Origin of the sequence: Kosakonia sp. WA-90 (genome assembly GCF_039871955.1) — a bacterium.
Classification (GTDB): Bacteria; Pseudomonadota; Gammaproteobacteria; order Enterobacterales; family Enterobacteriaceae; genus Kosakonia; species Kosakonia oryzendophytica.
Map to the genome: position 1 here is coordinate 467,727 of NZ_JBDPLJ010000001.1, position 16,120 is coordinate 483,846.

Consider the following 16,120-nt stretch of genomic DNA (forward strand, 5'->3'; position numbering starts at 1 on the left):
GGGTAGTAAATTACTTCCAGCAAACCAGACAGTAATTCTTCTTACCGCGACGCAACAGCGTGTAACGACCAAACAGACGATCGCTGTCGGAGAAGACATATTCCGGATCGGACTGTTTTTCACCGTTAATGGTCACGGCATTGGATGCGATGGTTTTACGTGCCTGGCCACGAGACGGTTGCAATTCAGAATCCACCAGCGCTTGCATCAGATCCGCGCCTTTCTCCATCTCAACCATTGGCACGCCATCCTGCGCCAGTTGCTCAAAATCCGCTTCACTCAGCGCGCTCAACGTACCATTAAACAGACTTTCCGTGATACGTTTAGCGGCGATAAGCCCTTCTTCGCCGTGCACCAGCCGGGTTACCTGCTCCGCCAGAACGTATTGCGCGCGCGGCGCTTTGCCGCTGTTCTTATCTTCTTCTTCCAGCGCATTAATTTCTTCAATATCCATAAAGGTGAAGAACTTCAGGAAGCGGTAGACATCCGCATCGGCGGTGTTGATCCAGAACTGGTAGAACTTGTACGGACTGGTTTTCTTCGGATCCAGCCATACCGCGCCGCCTTCGGTTTTACCGAATTTGGTGCCATCGGCTTTAGTGATCAGCGGAACCGTCAAGCCAAAGACCTGGTTCTGATGCAGGCGGCGGGTCAGATCGATACCGGAGGTGATGTTACCCCACTGATCGGAACCGCCAATCTGCAATACCACACCGTGCAGCTTGTTCAGGCATGCAAAGTCGTAACCCTGCAAGAGGTTGTAGGAAAACTCGGTAAACGAAATGCCCACATCATCGCGGTTCAGACGCTGCTTCACGGCTTCTTTGTTAATCATTTGGTTAACAGAGAAGTGTTTGCCGATGTCACGCAGGAAGGTCAGCACGTTCATATTGCCGAACCAGTCATAGTTGTTCGCGGCGATAGCGGCGTTGTCACCGCAATTGAAGTCAAGGAACGGCGCGACCTGTTTGCGGATCTTATCCACCCACTCTTGCACGGTGTCTTCAGTGTTCAGTTTACGCTCGGTGGCTTTAAAACTTGGGTCACCAATCAACCCAGTGGCGCCGCCGACCAGTGCAACCGGTTTGTGACCAGCCTGTTGGAAGCGTTTCAGGCATAACAATGGAACAAGATGCCCCAAATGCAAGCTGTCAGCGGTAGGATCGAAGCCGCAATAGAGCGCGATCGGGCCCAGCGCCAGTCGCTCTGCTAACGCTTCCTCGTCCGTCACCTGAGCCACAAGGCCCCGCTCTTGCAATTGTTTAATCAAGTTACTGCTTGCCATCAAATTCTCCATGTATAAAACGGATTGCACCTTTGCCGGTACACGACTTTTCGCCAGATGCGAAAGGATACTTCATGGGGGGCAGATAGAATAAAGCGCCGGAACACGGAGTGCCAGCGCTTAACGCAACATTTTTCAGGGATTACGGAGCGAGACGATCAATTTTCCACGCGTCATTTTCGCGTTGGTACAAAAAACGATCGTGCAGACGGTTTGCACCGCCCTGCCAGAACTCCATTTGTTCAATGCTCACGCGATACCCGCCCCAAAAACTGGGTAATGGGATCTCGCCCTGCTGGAATTTTTGCTTCAGTTCAAGGAACTTACTTTCCAGGATACCGCGTGCTGAAATCCGACTGGACTGTTTGGAGACCCAGGCACCGATCTGACTGTCGCGCGGGCGGCTGTGAAAATATTTCACCACCTCCAGCGTCGACAAACGTTCCGCTTTCCCGGTGACCATGACCTGGCGTTCCAGCATGTGCCAGGGAAAGAGCAGACTGACGGCCGGGTTCTGTTCGATATGGTGCGCTTTACGGCTACCGAGGTTGGTGTAGAACACCAGCCCTTTTTCATTATAATGCTTGAGCAACACAATACGCTGGTAAGGTTGCCCGCTTTCATCCACCGTGGCGACAACCATCGCGGTCGGATCGACAAGCTGTGCTTCGCAGGCCTGGCCCAGCCAGCGTTCAAAGAGTTTCAGCGGTTCAGCGGGAAGGTCGCCGCGGCGCAGGCCACCTTTGGTGTATTCACGGCGCAAATGCGCGATTTGCTGCAATTGATCGTTATCAGACATGGCGTTAGCGAGTGTAATCATCAGGTAGGGCTATTATGCGCCCCCCTGTGAAAATCTCAACGCCGCGGATTTTGTAACTGGCAGTTATTCAGCACAATACGGTCACGTTTATAGACCGTGGCGGTATCCCCTTTCGACCAGAACACGTAAACGCCATCGGTATAGCGGGCACCTGAGGCGGATAATCCTTGTTGTAGGGTCAGAACCTTATCCTCCCAGACAAAGCTGACTTGCTGGCGCGGGTGATTAAGTTTGACGGTAAGCGGCTTTTCATCACACTGGTATTCCAGCGTATCGGTTTGCATGCGTTCAACGAACTGGTGGTAATAACTACACCCGGCAAGCAGCGCGGGCAGGCAGGCGATCAACAATTTTTTCATGAGGTGTTCCCGTGACTGTCCTGGTCATGGAGGGCGAAACACCCTCCTTACGCTCCGTCAGTCTAACGGTGCACCTGCAATGTGGAATTCAGCTAACTCTGATTCTGGCGCGGGTTGGCCGGGAAAATCGCCCCCAAAATCGTGGGCGCTGAGGCTCCGGTTACCGACGGCAAATTACCGGGCAACCCCGCCAGTGTACGCCAGGCCAGCCAGGCAAACGCCAGCGCTTCCATATCATCGCCGCTGATCCCGGCCTCATCAGTCGTACCGACTTCAATGCCTGGCAACAACCCCGCCAGACGCGCCATGACCAACGGGTTGCGGCTGCCACCGCCGCAGACAAGCAGCCGTTCACATCCACCGCTCAGTAAAACTTGCTCAGAAATCGTCACCGCCGTCAGCTCTGCCAGCGTGGCTTGAACATCACTCCCGTTGAGCACCGGGAAAGGCGCCAGATGGCGCTCCAGCCAGCCATAATTGAAATACTCGCGCCCGGTGCTTTTGGGCGCGGGAGCGGCAAAGTACGTGTCGCTTAGCATGTTTTGCAGCAGCGGCAGGATAACTTTGCCTTCGCACGCCCACTGAGCATCTTTATCGTAGGGTTTGCCTTTCTGCCGCCAAATCCAGGCATCCATCAGCATATTGCCCGGTCCGGTGTCATACCCCCGCACGGGTTGCCCGGGGATAAGCAACGACAGATTTGCGATACCGCCAATGTTGAGCACCATACGGCGCTCAACCGGGTGCGCCAGCAGCGCATGGTGAAAAGCGGGCACCAGCGGCGCGCCCTGGCCACCCAGCGCGATATCACGACGGCGGAAATCCCCCACCACGGTCACACCGGTCCGCGCAGCTATCTGATTGTTATCGCCGATTTGCATCGTATGCGGCGCAATGCCGGTGGGTTCATGCCAGACGGTCTGCCCGTGGCAACCAATGGCGACGATATCTTCCGGGCGCAATTGTTCTCTGTCCATCAACGCCAGCACGGCATCCGCAAACAACGTGCCCAACTGCGTGTCCAGCCTTCCCAACTGCGATAGCGTAAGCTGCTGCCCCTGGCAGATATTGAGGATCGCCTCTTTCAGCGGCAGCGGAATGGGAAACGTCAGGCTTGCCTGCTGGGCGACCATCGTGTCATCGATGGCAGCCAACACCACGTCAATACCATCCAGACTTGTTCCCGACATCACTCCAATATAGCGACCCGATTTCATACGCCTTCCTTTAATGCATGACAGAGGGGTAACACTCCACCATAAAGCCGGGGGTAAAGCCATCGCGTACAAACACTTTTTAACAATCGAGTCTATTTCTGTTAAGTGAAATTAACATCGCCAACGCTTATAATCGCTTCGTTTAGATCGGGTTAAGCTCCCTGAGATTATGATTTTTGCCGGGATTTGGCAGAAGATATGACCTGGCATGAGTAAAATGCCATATAATTTAGCCGTGATGGATGCTCATAAGAGCGTTTCATGGTGAACAGGAGATTCATAAATGATGTTACGTGCACTGGCAGTTTCGCTGATTGGTCTTACCCTGGCTGGCTGCGTCAATAACGACTCGCTTTCTGGTGATGTCTACTCTGCATCCGAAGCCAAACAAGTGCAAAATGTCACTTACGGCACCATTGTGAACGTACGTCCGGTACAGATTCAGGGCGGTGATGATAACAATGTCATCGGCGCAATTGGCGGTGCAGTGCTGGGCGGCTTCCTCGGAAACACCGTTGGCGGCGGTACCGGACGTTCTCTGGCGACAGCAGCAGGTGCAGTTGCCGGCGGCGTAGCGGGCCAGTCGGTTCAGGGGGCGATGAATAAAACCCAGGGTGTAGAACTGGAAATCCGTAAAGATGACGGCAACACCATTATGGTCGTGCAGAAACAGGGCAACTCCCGTTTCGCAGCAGGTCAGCGCGTTGTGCTGGCAAGCAATGGTCGTCAGGTGACCGTCTCCCCGCGCTAAGTCAGGTTGCAGTGTGACCCATTGCAGTTTGTTTAACCGTGTCAATATGAAAAAGCCTTGCGAAAGCAAGGCTTTTTAGTGTCAGTCTCGCGACTGGAGTTCGTTGATATTGTGTTCGAGTCGGGCGATCATCTTTATTAACTGATCCAGTTCCTCGGTCGAAATTCCCTGGAGAATTTCCCCCCGCGTTTTCCGGATGACCGTTTCCATCTCTTCTATGATGGGCGCGGCTTTTTCAGTCAATTTGATCCGCTTAGCACGGCGGTCGTTGGCACATGTCTGGCGGGAAATAAGCCCCTTATCTTCCAGTTGGTCCAGCGTACGCACCAGCGAGGGCTGCTCGATGCCAATCGCTTTAGCCAGTTGAATTTGCGACTGCTCGGGCGGCAACTGATGAATATTATGTAGCGTTACCCAGTGAGTCTGCGTTAATTCCAGAGGTTTCAGGCGATGGTCAATCAAAGCGCGCCACACGCGCACTAAGCGTGCCAGATCAGAACCTAATGGCGATTCCAATTTCATCTCCTTATAATTAGCTTGCTAAGTTATTATACTCATTTTAGAATAGTTTGCAGTATTTATATTGGTAAAACAAATGTATTGCTGCACTCGTCAGGGCTTACGCTAAGGATCCTCCGCTTTAGCACGGCGTCATTTTTACCGCCTACCGCCCGCCCGGCGATTCGCCCGACCGCACAGGACATAAACGCGTGAAGTTAACTTCCAGTACCCCAGAATTACCCCTGCAGGACCTGATTTTTGGCGCTTCGATTTACTTTCCCCCTTTGTGTAAGGCAGTCATGCTGGGCTTTCTGCTTTGGCTTGTTGCCCACCGTCTGTTGCGCGACTGGATCTACGCTGGCGATATCTGGCATCCCATCCTGATGGATCTTTCACTGTTTGTTATAGCGCTTAGCCTCTCCCTTGGCCTGTTGATTGTGGGGTAATTATGAGTCTGAAATCGCTAAAATACTTTTCTACCTTACCGGTGCTGGCCGTAGCGATTGTCGCCGCCTGGTGGATGTGGAATGAGTATATGCAGTCGCCATGGACCCGTGACGGCAAAGTACGCGCTGAACAGGTCAGCATCACGCCCCAGGTTTCCGGCAGTATCAGGGAACTCAACGTTCGCGATAATCAGTCCGTAAAAGCGGGCGATACGCTCTTTCGCATCGACGAAACACCCTACCGCATTGCGGTACTGAATGCCGAAGCCCAACTGGCAAAAGCGCAAACGGAGCAGGCGAAAGCCAATAACGAAGCCAACCGCCGCCGCCACCTTTCGCAAAACTACATCTCTGCTGAAGATCTCGATACTGCCAATATTAGTGTAAAAGCGGCGCAAGCGAGCGTTGCTGCTGCCGACGCGCAACTCGCGCAGGCAAAATGGCAGCTTGCGCAGACCACAGTCAAAGCACCGGTCGATGGCTGGGTCACCAATCTGACCACGCGCAACGGCAACTACGCTACCGCCGGGCAACCGGTATTTGCGCTGGTGGATAGCCACTCGTTTTATGTGATGGGGTATTTTGAAGAGACCAAACTACGCCATATTCATACCGGTGCCCCGGCAAAAATCGTGCTTTACAGCGATAATGCCACGTTACAGGGTCACGTCGAGAGTATCGGCCGCGCCATTTACGATCAGAGCATAGAAACCGACAGCGGGCTGGTACCGGATATTAAGCCCAACGTGCCCTGGGTACGTCTGGCACAACGCGTACCTGTACGCATTCGTTTCGATACACTGTCCGATGACCTGACGCTGGTTTCCGGTACCACCTGCACCGTGGCGATAGGCGTCCCCTGATGAAATCCTCCTTCGCGCTCTGGCACAACCTGCCGTGGGTAAAAGCCACGACAGGTCAGTGGCGCTACGCGCTGCGCAACGGTATCGCGATGTGTCTGGCGCTAACGGTGGCCTACTTTCTTGACCTTGATGAACCCTACTGGGCCATGACCTCCGCCGCCGTGGTGAGTTTTCCGACCGTCGGTGGTGTGATCAGCAAAAGTCTTGGTCGCATTGCCGGTAGCCTGCTCGGCGCGTGCGCAGCGCTGATGATTGCGGGTCAGACGCTGAACGATCCATGGTTGTTTTTGTTCACCATGTCCGGCTGGATTGCGCTTTGCACCTGGGCCTGCGCACAGTTCGCCAATAATGTCGCTTATGCTTTTCAACTGGCGGGTTATACGGCGGCAATCATCGCGTTTGCGATGGTCAATATTACCGACATTACCGAACTGTGGGACATCGCGCAGGCGCGTGTTTGCGAAGTGATACTGGGAATCCTGTGCGGCGGCATGATGATGATGCTCCTTCCCGGCACCGCTGATGGGCCTGCGCTGCTCTCGGCGCTGAAAAAAATGCATGCCCGCCTGCTGGAACATGCCAGTCTGCTCTGGCAACCGGAAACCACCGATGCGATTCGTAGCGCCCATGAAAGCGTGATAGGCCAGATCCTCACGACCAACTTGCTACGTATTCAGGCGTTCTGGAGTCATTACCGCTTTCGTCGGCAAAACACATTGATGACCTGGCTATTGCACCAGCAGCTGCGCATGACCAGTGTGATCTCCAGCCTGCGCAGGATGCTGTTAAACTGGCCCGATGCACCGCCTCACCTGCGCCCGGTGCTGGAGCAACTGCTAGCTGCGCTGTCCCACCCGCAAACCGACGCTCTGACCGTGGCGCGCATTATTGCCCCTCTTGCCCCTACCGATGCGGCAGATTACCGCCACCAGGCATTCTGGCTACGGTTACGCTATTTTTGCCGTCTATACCTGCTCAGTAGCCGCTGGTTAGCCCGTGTGGAGAATGCATCACCGATCAGCGTTTATACCCCGCCACGCAGCCCGGGGCTGATGCGCTACACAGATAATGTCGAGGCGCTGCTGAGCGGAGCCCGGACGTTTTTCGCCCTCGGTCTGGTTGGCGCGTGGAGCATTACCACCCAGTGGGAATACGGTTCTGCGGCGTTGACGCTGGCGGCTATCAGTTGTGTGCTTTACTCCGTCTCACCTGCACCGTTTAACTCGCTGACACTACTGTTGCGCACCTTATTGCTGCTCTCGTTGTTCAGTTTCGTCGTGAAATTTGGCCTGATGGTGCAAGTCAGCGAGCTGTGGTCCTTTTTACTGTTTCTGTTCCCTCTTCTTACCACAATGCAGTTATTGAAATTACAGATGCCTAAACTGGCCGGATTGTGGGGGCAGTTGATCGTATTTATGGGATCGTTTATTGCCGTCACCAATCCGCCGGTGTACGACTTTGCTGATTTTTTAAATGACAACCTGGCGAAGATCCTCGGCGTTGCGCTGGCGTGGCTGGCATTTGCCGTGTTGCGTCCCGGCTCAGATGCCCGCAAGAGCCGCCGCCAGATCCACGCGTTACGGCGAAACTTTGTTGATCAGCTTAGTGCCATGCCGCATCTGGACGAGCATGAATTCGAGTCAGTGGTCTATCACCATATCAGCCGGCTCAGCAATAGTCAGGATGCGCTGGCGCGTCGCTGGTTATTACGCTGGGGTGTGGTGTTACTGAACTGCTCGCATGTGGTATGGCAATTGCGCGACTGGGAAAGCCGTTCCGATCCGCTGACCCGGGTGCGGGATCGCTGCATTGCTTTACTGAATGATGTGATGAGTGAGCGTGGCGTTCAGCAACGAACGCTGTCCGCCACGCTGGCAGAGCTGCAACGGATTTGCGCTGCGCTTGGTACGCACCACCAGCCCGCAGCACGAGAACTGGCTTCCGTTATCTGGCGCTTGTATTGCGCATTGTCGCAGCTGGAGCAGGCGCCAGCCCCCGGAACGCTTACTTAATCACTCCGCAGGCAAAACGTGCGCCACCGCCCCCCAAAGGTTTCGGTTGATCGGACATATTATCGCCGCCAACATGCACCATCAGGGCTTTGTCCTTCACGTCAGCCAGCTTTTTCAGCCTTGGAGCCACCACTGCCTGCGTGGCTTTACCCTCATTATTCACCACCAGCACCGGGAGATCCCCTAAGTGCCCTGCGCCTTCCGGCCCTTCATGCTTGCCGGTATGGTGAGGGTCAAGGTGACCACCTGCCGCTTCTGCTGCAGAAGGTTTCCCCTCTTTTGTCGCAGGTTCACAGCTCCCTTTGGCATGGACATGAAAACCATGCTCTCCGGGCGGTAGTGCTTTCAGATCCGGGGCGAATTCCAGACCTTTGTCCGTTTCACTGATCTTCACCGTACCGATAGACTGCCCGATGCCCTGAGCAGTGACGAGATGCATATCCACTTCTTCACTGGCGGCCTGCGCGCCTGCGCAGACCAACAATGCCAACATGGCCAGACTAAAACGCTTCATATGACCTCCTTTGATTCACTTTTACCCTGTAAGTCTAAACCAGGGTAAAAGATTTCACCGGAAAGTCGCCGTTTCAGCCATCACGGCACATCAAAGCCCAGCGCAGCTTTGCGGATACGGAACCACTGCTGGCGGGTCATCTGCAGCGCCTCAGCCCCCAGCGCAGAGCGTACACGCTCAATTTTACCGGAGCCAATAATCGGTAACGGTTGTGACGGCAGACGCATCACCCAGGCATACACCACCTGCTCGATGGTTTCGGCATTCAGTTCCTGCGCCACCGTCGCCAGAACATCCCGTAACGTCTGGCATTCAGGATCGTTGAACAAGCGCCCGCCGCCCAGGCAGGACCAGGCCATAGGGCGGATGCGCAGTTGTTGCAATTGATCAAGGGTGCCGTCCAGCAACAACGGCTGATGCACCGGAGAGATTTCAACCTGGTTGGTGGCCAGGGTAAACGGCAGGCGTGATTGCAACAGGGAAAACTGCGCCGGGGTAAAATTGGATACACCAAAATGGCGGACTTTTCCGCTTTGATGCAGCGTCAAAAACGCCTCCGCAACCTCATCGGCATCCATCAACGGATCCGGGCGATGTATCAGGAGCAAGTCGAGATAATCCGTGGCGAGATTCATCAGCGACTGTTCGGCGCTACGAATAATATGGTCGCGATCGGTAATGTAATGACCAATCACATGTTCCGGTTTCGCGGTGGTGGCAATACCACACTTGCTGACAATCTCCATACGCGAGCGTAAGTGCGGCGCAAGTTTCAATGCTTCGCCAAATGTTGCTTCACATTGATAGCCGCCATAGATATCAGCGTGATCGACAGTGGTTACCCCTAAATCAAGGTGGGATTCAATAAAGCTTGCCAGCTGTTGGGGAGAGAACTGCCACTCCATTAAACGCCAGTAGCCCATGACAAAACGGGAGAACTCCGGACCTTGCGGCGCAAGGGCAATACGTTGAACCATAACGGTTTCCTCGAAGGTAATTTCCGTTGATTATACGCATTTAGTCGGTCAAAACAGTGAAGGTTGCTGAGGTTCTTCTGCCGGAAGGGATTTGTTCGCACGCATTTTGCGCTGAAAGCGTTGATGGCACAGGCGCAGGACCTCCTGCTTTTGCGTATCGGTCATTCGTTGCCAGTGGAAACGCTCATCACGGCTGCGCATACAGCCGCGGCAATAGCCTTTTTCATCCGACTGGCAGATGCCACGGCACGGGCTCTGGATAGGGAAAAACTCCAGTTGTTCTGGCACTGTCCTCTCCTGCGATAGACGCGTTATCTCTACTATTGAAGACTGCATACCGGCAACGCGCAACCCGAAAAGCGCATTGTTTGCTACTTGCAACAGACCAATCGGTCTAGTACATTGTCGCCATGAACAGACATACCGAACACGATACACGCGAACATTTACTGGCTACCGGCGAGCGGCTCTGTATGCATCGCGGGTTTACCGGCATGGGCCTGAGCGAGTTACTGAAAACAGCGGAAGTGCCGAAAGGCTCTTTCTATCACTATTTTCGCTCCAAAGAGGCGTTCGGTGTGGCATTGCTTGAGCGTCATTATGCGGGTTATCACCAGCGGCTGATCACCCATTTCGCCAGCGGTGCTGGAAACTATCGCGACAGGCTGCTGGCCTATTACCAGGAAACGCTCAACCAGTTTTGTCAGCAGGGCATTATTAGCGGCTGCCTGACGGTGAAGCTTTCTGCGGAGGTGTGTGATCTGTCAGAGGATATGCGCACAGCAATGGATAAAGGCGCAAGCCGTATCATCGTTCTGCTCAGCGATGCGCTGGAAAAAGGCCGTGCCGAGCGAAGCCTGACCTTTTCTGGTGAGGCATTAACACAGGCGCAGGTCTTGTACTCGCTCTGGCTGGGTGCGAACCTGCAGGCGAAGATTTCCCGTAGCGCCCTGCCGCTGGAAAGCGCGCTGGCGCACGCGAAAACCATTATTGCGACGCCTTAGTTACTCGGGCGTTTTTATTTCACCTTTTACTAGTCGACCGGTCTATTCAGGAGTTGTTATGTCCAGTAAGTTATTCACGCCGCTGAAAATGGGCGCAATTACCGCACCGAACCGTGTTCTGATGGCGCCGCTGACACGCTTGCGCAGCATCGAACCCGGCGATATCCCCACGCCGTTGATGGCGGAGTATTATCGCCAGCGCGCCAGTTCCGGGCTGATCATTAGCGAAGCAACACAAATATCAGCCCAGGCAAAAGGCTATGCCGGCGCACCCGGTCTGCATAGCGCGGAGCAAATCGCTGCGTGGAAAAAAATCACGGATGCCGTGCACGGAGACAACGGTCGTATCGCCGTACAACTGTGGCATACCGGCCGTATCTCTCACACCAGTTTGCAGCCTGGCGGGCAAGCGCCGGTTGCGCCATCGGCGATCAGTGCCGGGACTCGCACTTCGCTGCGCGATGCTAACGGTAATGCAACGCGTGAAGATACGTCTATGCCGCGCGCACTGGAAACCAGTGAAATCCCGGGGATCGTTGACGACTTCCGTCAGGCTGTGGCCAACGCCCGTGAAGCCGGTTTTGACCTTGTAGAACTGCATTCTGCTCATGGTTATTTACTGCATCAGTTCCTGTCGCCTTCTGCAAACCACCGTACAGATCAGTACGGCGGCAGCGTGGAAAATCGCGCCCGCCTGGTGTTGGAAGTTGTGGATGCCGTGAGCAAAGAGTGGAGCGCTGACAGAATTGGTATCCGTGTCTCGCCTATCGGTTCTTTCCAGAATACCGACAATGGCCCGAACGAAGAAGCCGATGCGCTGTATCTCATTGAAGAACTGGGTAAACGCGGTATCGCCTACCTGCATATGTCCGAACCAGACTGGGCTGGCGGTCAGCCTTATACGGATGCATTCCGTGAGAAAGTGCGCGCACGCTTCCACGGTCCAATCATCGGCGCTGGCGCTTACACCGTAGAGAAAGCCGAAGACCTGATCGGAAAAGGTCTGATTGATGCAGTCGCCTTTGGTCGCGCCTACATCGCCAACCCTGATCTGGTGAAACGCCTGCAACTGAAAGCCGAACTGAACCCACAGCGCCCGGAAACCTTCTATGGCGGCGGCGCTGAAGGCTACACCGATTACCCCGTGCTGTGATCCTCTGATTGTTCATTGATAGCGGCGGCTTTCCGCCGCTATACTAAAACAGTGTTTCTGACCGGAACGGTAAACCATTTAAAAAGAGGACATTATGCGCTTACTTCACACTATGCTGCGCGTCGGCGACCTGCAACGCTCCATCGATTTCTACACCAACGTGCTGGGCATGACGTTACTGCGTACCAGTGAAAACCCGGAATACAAATATTCGCTGGCGTTTGTGGGTTACGGCCCGGAAACTGAAGAAGCCGTGATTGAGCTGACCTATAACTGGGGTGTGGACAGCTATGAACTGGGGACAGCCTATGGTCACATTGCCCTGAGCGTGCCAAACGCCGCAGAAGCCTGTGAAGCGATCCGCAAAAACGGCGGCAACGTGACACGTGAAGCAGGTCCGGTCAAAGGCGGCACCACGGTTATCGCCTTTGTTGAAGATCCGGATGGATACAAGATCGAGCTGATCGAAGAGAAAGATGCCGGCCACGGTTTAGGCAATTAATGCTGCCGGGCGCGCTTTGCGCCCGTTGTTTTACATCCCTTCCTAAAATTTGCCATAATGCGCTGCCCTTTTTCCGTCTCAAGAGATCCTGATGTCCGATAACGCTCAACTTACTGGTCTGTGCGACCGTTTTCGCGGCTTTTACCCTGTTGTCATCGATGTTGAAACCGCAGGGTTTAACGCCAAAACCGACGCGCTACTGGAAGTCGCCGCCATTACCTTAAAAATGGACGAACAAGGCTGGTTGATGCCTGACAGTACGCTGCATTTCCATGTTGAGCCATTTGAAGGGGCGAACCTGCAACCGGAAGCACTGGCGTTTAACGGTATCGATCCAACTAACCCGCTGCGCGGCGCGGTGAGTGAACACGATGCGCTGCACGCGATTTTTAAATTGGTGCGTAAGGGCATTAAAGACCAGGGATGTAACCGCGCGATTATGGTGGCCCATAACGCCACTTTTGATCACAGCTTCATGATGGCCGCCGCCGAGCGGGCATCACTGAAACGCAACCCCTTCCATCCGTTTGTCACCTTTGATACCGCTTCACTGAGTGGGCTGGCGCTGGGGCAGACGGTCCTCTCTAAAGCCTGTGCCGCTGCGGGCATTGCCTTTGACGCCACACAGGCGCACTCCGCCCTGTATGACACCGCCCAAACCGCCCTCCTGTTTTGTGAAATAGTCAACCGCTGGAAACGTCTTGGCGGTTGGCCATTACCGTTGGCTGAAGATCCTCAACCATAAATACCAGAAATATTCTATGCCGGTTGCATTCAGTGACCGGTTATTAACGCGGTCAATCGAAATTAGATAAACGTATATCGTTTTCTTAAACACCCCCTTCATATTCTTTTTCTACCAACTTAACCATTATTAACAGATAAAAACACCACAAAACCCTCCCCCGACATCCTGAAAAAACTCGACATTCACCTTTGGCAGATTAATTATCTCATTTCACTTAGCGGCATAAAAATATTATTAAGGCAGCCGATGATATTTTGGCGCACCTGAACGCTGTAAAAAACACATATATTAATTATGAATGAATTAACCCAACGCGTAATAATGGGTTATTTGTAATTTATTTCATGGTGAGCACAGAAAGACCCGCTTAATATATTTTGATGAAGGTGAAATAATGCACAAGCTCAATATTATTCTTGCTCTGTTTTTTATCCCTATGGCTTTTCCGGCGTCTGCCGAAATGCAAAATCGCGTGTTTAACTGGGATCGGGTTTCTGCCGGGATTAATGTGGGTACCCTGAGCGGCCTGACCCATGAAAGGGTTTACTCGCCCAATCAAGGTGGGCGAAAACTTAGCCAACTCGACTGGCGTTACCGCAATGCTGCTGTCGTTCAGGGGGCTCTGGAATGGGACGCCATGCGGTGGTTCTCATTAGGCGCATCAGGCTGGTCAACGTTTTCCAGTGGAAACAGCCATATGAATGATTACGACTGGCAAAACGCTGTGCAGGATTCGTGGACCGATCACAGCTCGCACCCTGACACGCGACTTAACTTTTCCAATCAATTTGATGTGAATGTAAAAGGCTGGATGTTTAACACCCCCGGATGGCGTCTGGGAATAATGGTGGGGTATCAGGAGAACCGCATCAGCTTTCACAGTAGAGGTGGAAGCTACAGCTATAATAATGGTGCCCACACCGGTTCCTTTGATCCCAATGAAATCAATATCGGCTATAAGCAACACTACCAGATCCCCTATGTCGGTCTGACCGGACGCTATCGTTATAGCGATATTGAATTTTCCGGAACACTTAAATATAGCGCCTGGGCGCGAACCACAGGAAATGATGAGCATTATCTCAGAGACCTGACGTTTACTGATAAAGCAAGAGAACAGAACTTTTTTTCACTTGCTGCAAGCGTAGGTTATTACGTCACGGAGAATATGAAACTCTATATTGAGGGAACCTGGAATCGGGTGACAAATAAGAAGACTGACGTTAACGTTAATAACTATCGTCAAAATATAAATGCAGACTATAAAAATGGTGGCGGTATTGAAAGTTATAATATGCTAACGACCGCAGGGCTGGTATACACCTTTTGACAGTAAAAAGGGTTCATGTTGAAACATGAACCCTTTTAGCAACGTTAACCGCGAGCGGCTTACTCCGCGCCCTGCTCGCCCTTATGCTTAGCGGCCGCTTCTTTGATCAGCGTCTGCAACTCACCACGTTGATACATCTCAATCAGGATGTCACAGCCGCCAACCAGTTCACCTTCCACCCACAGTTGCGGGAAGGTTGGCCAGTTCGCATACTTCGGCAGTTCGGCGCGGATATCCGGGTTCTGCAGAATATCCACATAAGCGAAACGTTCACCACAGGCAGACAGCGCCTGTACAGCCTGAGCGGAGAAGCCGCAGCTTGGCAGCTTCGGAGAGCCTTTCATGTACAGCAGAATCGGGTTTTCAGCGATCTGGCGCTGGATTTTTTCAAGTGTAGTGCTCATTGTCTTGCTTCCTTCAACTTCTACGGCAGATGGTGGATAGTGTAACGGTTCAGAGAGCCAACCGAAAATAACATTTTGTTCACTGGTTACGATTTTACGTCCATACCTGTAAAGTTGCCTCCAAAATGTGACTTAACACAATTCAGATTCCGCCGGTTGCTTAACTCTTAACCGCCATAGAAACGTTTTGCTGCTTTTTTTTGCGCTTGCTAACGAAACGCAGCTATAGATGCAAAAACACTCTTAACTTTTGTGCTTTTTATGGATTAGAATCGACGGGTTTTGAAATCATACGCACGCATTGTTAAATGCCTGCTCTAACAGGGGATTGCTCAGTGGCGCGAATACCAAAATCTTCGATCACGCTCTGTGCTTTGTTGTTCACCACGCTTTCTTTCACGCCATTGGCTAACGCCTCTGAACAGGCGCGAGCGTCGGCCGTGCAAAAATCGCATCTGGCGAAAGCATCCGAACGTAAGAAAAAAACCACATCGCAAAAGACATCAAAGAAAAACAGTCGCAACGCAGAAACCAAAACAACGAACAAAACAACGAACAAAAAAACGACGGAGACCAAAAAATCTCCGGCAACGAAGAAAGTCACCACCAGCAGTAAAGCCAGCCAACTCTCTACGCGTCGTAATAAATCCAGCCAGACCAAAACCGCTGCTGTAACCTGGACCGAAAAATGTACGCCGCGTAAAGGCCACAAACCGCACTGCGTTAAAGTCAAAAGCACTAAAACGGCTGCCCTTGCCGATGTGCACAAAGTCCGTATCCAAAAAGCGCAGAAAACCGCCATGTCCAAACTGATGAATCAGATTGGCAAGCCATATCACTGGGGCGGCACCTCTCCCAATACAGGTTTCGACTGCAGTGGACTGGTCTATTACGCCTATAAAGATTTGGTGAAATTCCGCATTCCACGTACGGCAAATGAGATGTATCACCTGCGTGATGCCTCGCCGGTGAATGTCGCAGAACTGGAAAGCGGTGATTTGGTCTTTTTCCGCACCCAGGGTCGCGGCACAGCGGACCACGTTGGTGTTTACGTAGGTAACGGCAAGTTTATCCAGTCACCGCGCAGCGGCCAGGATATTCAGGTTACCTCGCTCAGTGAAGACTACTGGCAGCGTCACTACGTCGGTGCCCGCCGCGTGGTTACACCGAAAACCATTCGTTAATCCTGTTACCTGCCGCTTCTGTGGCAGGTAACTCTCTCTTTTGCCACCCC

19 protein-coding genes are annotated in these 16,120 nt (G+C 53.0%); 10 read left to right on the forward strand and 9 right to left on the reverse strand.

Annotated elements, in window-relative coordinates:
• Window positions 1-10: 10 nt before the first annotated feature.
• The 4 genes from tyrS to anmK form a co-directional block, all read right to left on the reverse strand.
• Window positions 11-1,285 (reverse strand): tyrosine--tRNA ligase, encoded by a 1,275-nt coding sequence (gene tyrS / locus ABGA49_RS02065; RefSeq protein ID WP_347665067.1) that lies wholly within the window; start codon window positions 1,283-1,285, stop codon window positions 11-13.
• Window positions 1,286-1,427: 142 nt separating this feature from the next.
• Window positions 1,428-2,084 carry a pyridoxamine 5'-phosphate oxidase gene (gene pdxH / locus ABGA49_RS02070; RefSeq protein ID WP_347665131.1) on the reverse strand — a complete coding sequence of 219 codons (657 nt, stop codon included), beginning with the start codon at window positions 2,082-2,084 and terminating at the stop codon, window positions 1,428-1,430.
• Between the two features lie 56 nt (window positions 2,085-2,140).
• On the reverse strand, window positions 2,141-2,464 hold the full coding sequence (gene mliC / locus ABGA49_RS02075; RefSeq protein ID WP_061495353.1) for a C-type lysozyme inhibitor: 324 nt from the start codon (window positions 2,462-2,464) through the stop codon (window positions 2,141-2,143).
• Window positions 2,465-2,556: 92 nt separating this feature from the next.
• Window positions 2,557-3,681, reverse strand: coding sequence for an anhydro-N-acetylmuramic acid kinase (gene anmK / locus ABGA49_RS02080; RefSeq protein ID WP_134318263.1), 1,125 nt, complete (start codon window positions 3,679-3,681; stop codon window positions 2,557-2,559).
• Window positions 3,682-3,964: 283 nt separating this feature from the next.
• Here anmK and slyB point away from each other — a divergent pair, with 283 nt between their 5' ends.
• Window positions 3,965-4,432, forward strand: coding sequence for an outer membrane lipoprotein SlyB (gene slyB, locus ABGA49_RS02085; protein ID WP_061495347.1), 468 nt, complete (start codon window positions 3,965-3,967; stop codon window positions 4,430-4,432).
• 81 nt (window positions 4,433-4,513) lie between these two features.
• On the opposite strand, the gene slyA is transcribed toward slyB, so the two are convergent.
• On the reverse strand, window positions 4,514-4,954 hold the full coding sequence (gene slyA / locus ABGA49_RS02090; RefSeq protein WP_061495344.1) for a transcriptional regulator SlyA: 441 nt from the start codon (window positions 4,952-4,954) through the stop codon (window positions 4,514-4,516).
• Window positions 4,955-5,142: 188 nt separating this feature from the next.
• Here slyA and ABGA49_RS02095 point away from each other — a divergent pair, with 188 nt between their 5' ends.
• From ABGA49_RS02095 to ABGA49_RS02105, 3 genes are read left to right on the forward strand one after another with little or no spacing between them, the layout of a single operon-like run.
• On the forward strand, window positions 5,143-5,379 hold the full coding sequence (locus tag ABGA49_RS02095) for a DUF1656 domain-containing protein (protein ID WP_061495341.1): 237 nt from the start codon (window positions 5,143-5,145) through the stop codon (window positions 5,377-5,379).
• Window positions 5,380-5,381: 2 nt separating this feature from the next.
• Window positions 5,382-6,242 (forward strand): HlyD family secretion protein, encoded by an 861-nt coding sequence (locus ABGA49_RS02100; protein ID WP_347665068.1) that lies wholly within the window; start codon window positions 5,382-5,384, stop codon window positions 6,240-6,242.
• Complete coding sequence (locus ABGA49_RS02105) at window positions 6,242-8,254, forward strand: FUSC family protein (protein ID WP_347665069.1); 2,013 nt, start codon at window positions 6,242-6,244, stop codon at window positions 8,252-8,254. Before ABGA49_RS02100 ends, ABGA49_RS02105 begins: the two co-directional genes overlap by 1 nt.
• On the opposite strand, the gene sodC is transcribed toward ABGA49_RS02105, so the two are convergent.
• The 3 genes from sodC to ABGA49_RS02120 all read right to left on the reverse strand — a co-directional run bounded on the left by sodC (window position 8,247) and on the right by ABGA49_RS02120 (window position 10,033).
• On the reverse strand, window positions 8,247-8,768 hold the full coding sequence (gene sodC, locus ABGA49_RS02110; RefSeq protein ID WP_061495332.1) for a superoxide dismutase [Cu-Zn] SodC: 522 nt from the start codon (window positions 8,766-8,768) through the stop codon (window positions 8,247-8,249). The genes ABGA49_RS02105 and sodC overlap by 8 nt on opposite strands.
• 80 nt (window positions 8,769-8,848) lie before the next feature.
• Complete coding sequence (locus ABGA49_RS02115) at window positions 8,849-9,745, reverse strand: aldo/keto reductase family oxidoreductase (protein ID WP_088236875.1); 897 nt, start codon at window positions 9,743-9,745, stop codon at window positions 8,849-8,851.
• A gap of 48 nt (window positions 9,746-9,793) precedes the next feature.
• On the reverse strand, window positions 9,794-10,033 hold the full coding sequence (locus ABGA49_RS02120) for a DUF1289 domain-containing protein (RefSeq protein WP_061495326.1): 240 nt from the start codon (window positions 10,031-10,033) through the stop codon (window positions 9,794-9,796).
• A 122-nt stretch (window positions 10,034-10,155) separates the two neighbouring features.
• Here ABGA49_RS02120 and ABGA49_RS02125 point away from each other — a divergent pair, with 122 nt between their 5' ends.
• From ABGA49_RS02125 to ABGA49_RS02145, 5 genes are all read left to right on the forward strand, one after another.
• Window positions 10,156-10,749 (forward strand): TetR/AcrR family transcriptional regulator, encoded by a 594-nt coding sequence (locus ABGA49_RS02125; RefSeq protein WP_061495324.1) that lies wholly within the window; start codon window positions 10,156-10,158, stop codon window positions 10,747-10,749.
• Between the two features lie 58 nt (window positions 10,750-10,807).
• Entirely contained in the window at window positions 10,808-11,902 is a 1,095-nt protein-coding gene (locus tag ABGA49_RS02130; protein ID WP_088236877.1) for an alkene reductase, read from the forward strand.
• A 94-nt stretch (window positions 11,903-11,996) separates the two neighbouring features.
• Window positions 11,997-12,404 carry a lactoylglutathione lyase gene (gene gloA / locus ABGA49_RS02135; protein WP_061495318.1) on the forward strand — a complete coding sequence of 136 codons (408 nt, stop codon included), beginning with the start codon at window positions 11,997-11,999 and terminating at the stop codon, window positions 12,402-12,404.
• A 91-nt stretch (window positions 12,405-12,495) separates the two neighbouring features.
• Window positions 12,496-13,149, forward strand: coding sequence for a ribonuclease T (gene rnt / locus ABGA49_RS02140; protein WP_061495315.1), 654 nt, complete (start codon window positions 12,496-12,498; stop codon window positions 13,147-13,149).
• Window positions 13,150-13,546: 397 nt separating this feature from the next.
• Window positions 13,547-14,482 carry an omptin family outer membrane protease gene (locus ABGA49_RS02145; protein ID WP_347665070.1) on the forward strand — a complete coding sequence of 312 codons (936 nt, stop codon included), beginning with the start codon at window positions 13,547-13,549 and terminating at the stop codon, window positions 14,480-14,482.
• 59 nt (window positions 14,483-14,541) lie between these two features.
• On the opposite strand, the gene ABGA49_RS02150 is transcribed toward ABGA49_RS02145, so the two are convergent.
• On the reverse strand, window positions 14,542-14,886 hold the full coding sequence (locus ABGA49_RS02150) for a Grx4 family monothiol glutaredoxin (protein WP_061495309.1): 345 nt from the start codon (window positions 14,884-14,886) through the stop codon (window positions 14,542-14,544).
• Window positions 14,887-15,221: 335 nt separating this feature from the next.
• Between ABGA49_RS02150 and ABGA49_RS02155 the strand changes: the two genes are divergently transcribed.
• A complete protein-coding gene (locus ABGA49_RS02155; RefSeq protein ID WP_088236879.1) occupies window positions 15,222-16,070 on the forward strand; it encodes a C40 family peptidase in 849 nt (282 codons plus the stop codon).
• Window positions 16,071-16,120: the final 50 nt, after the last annotated feature.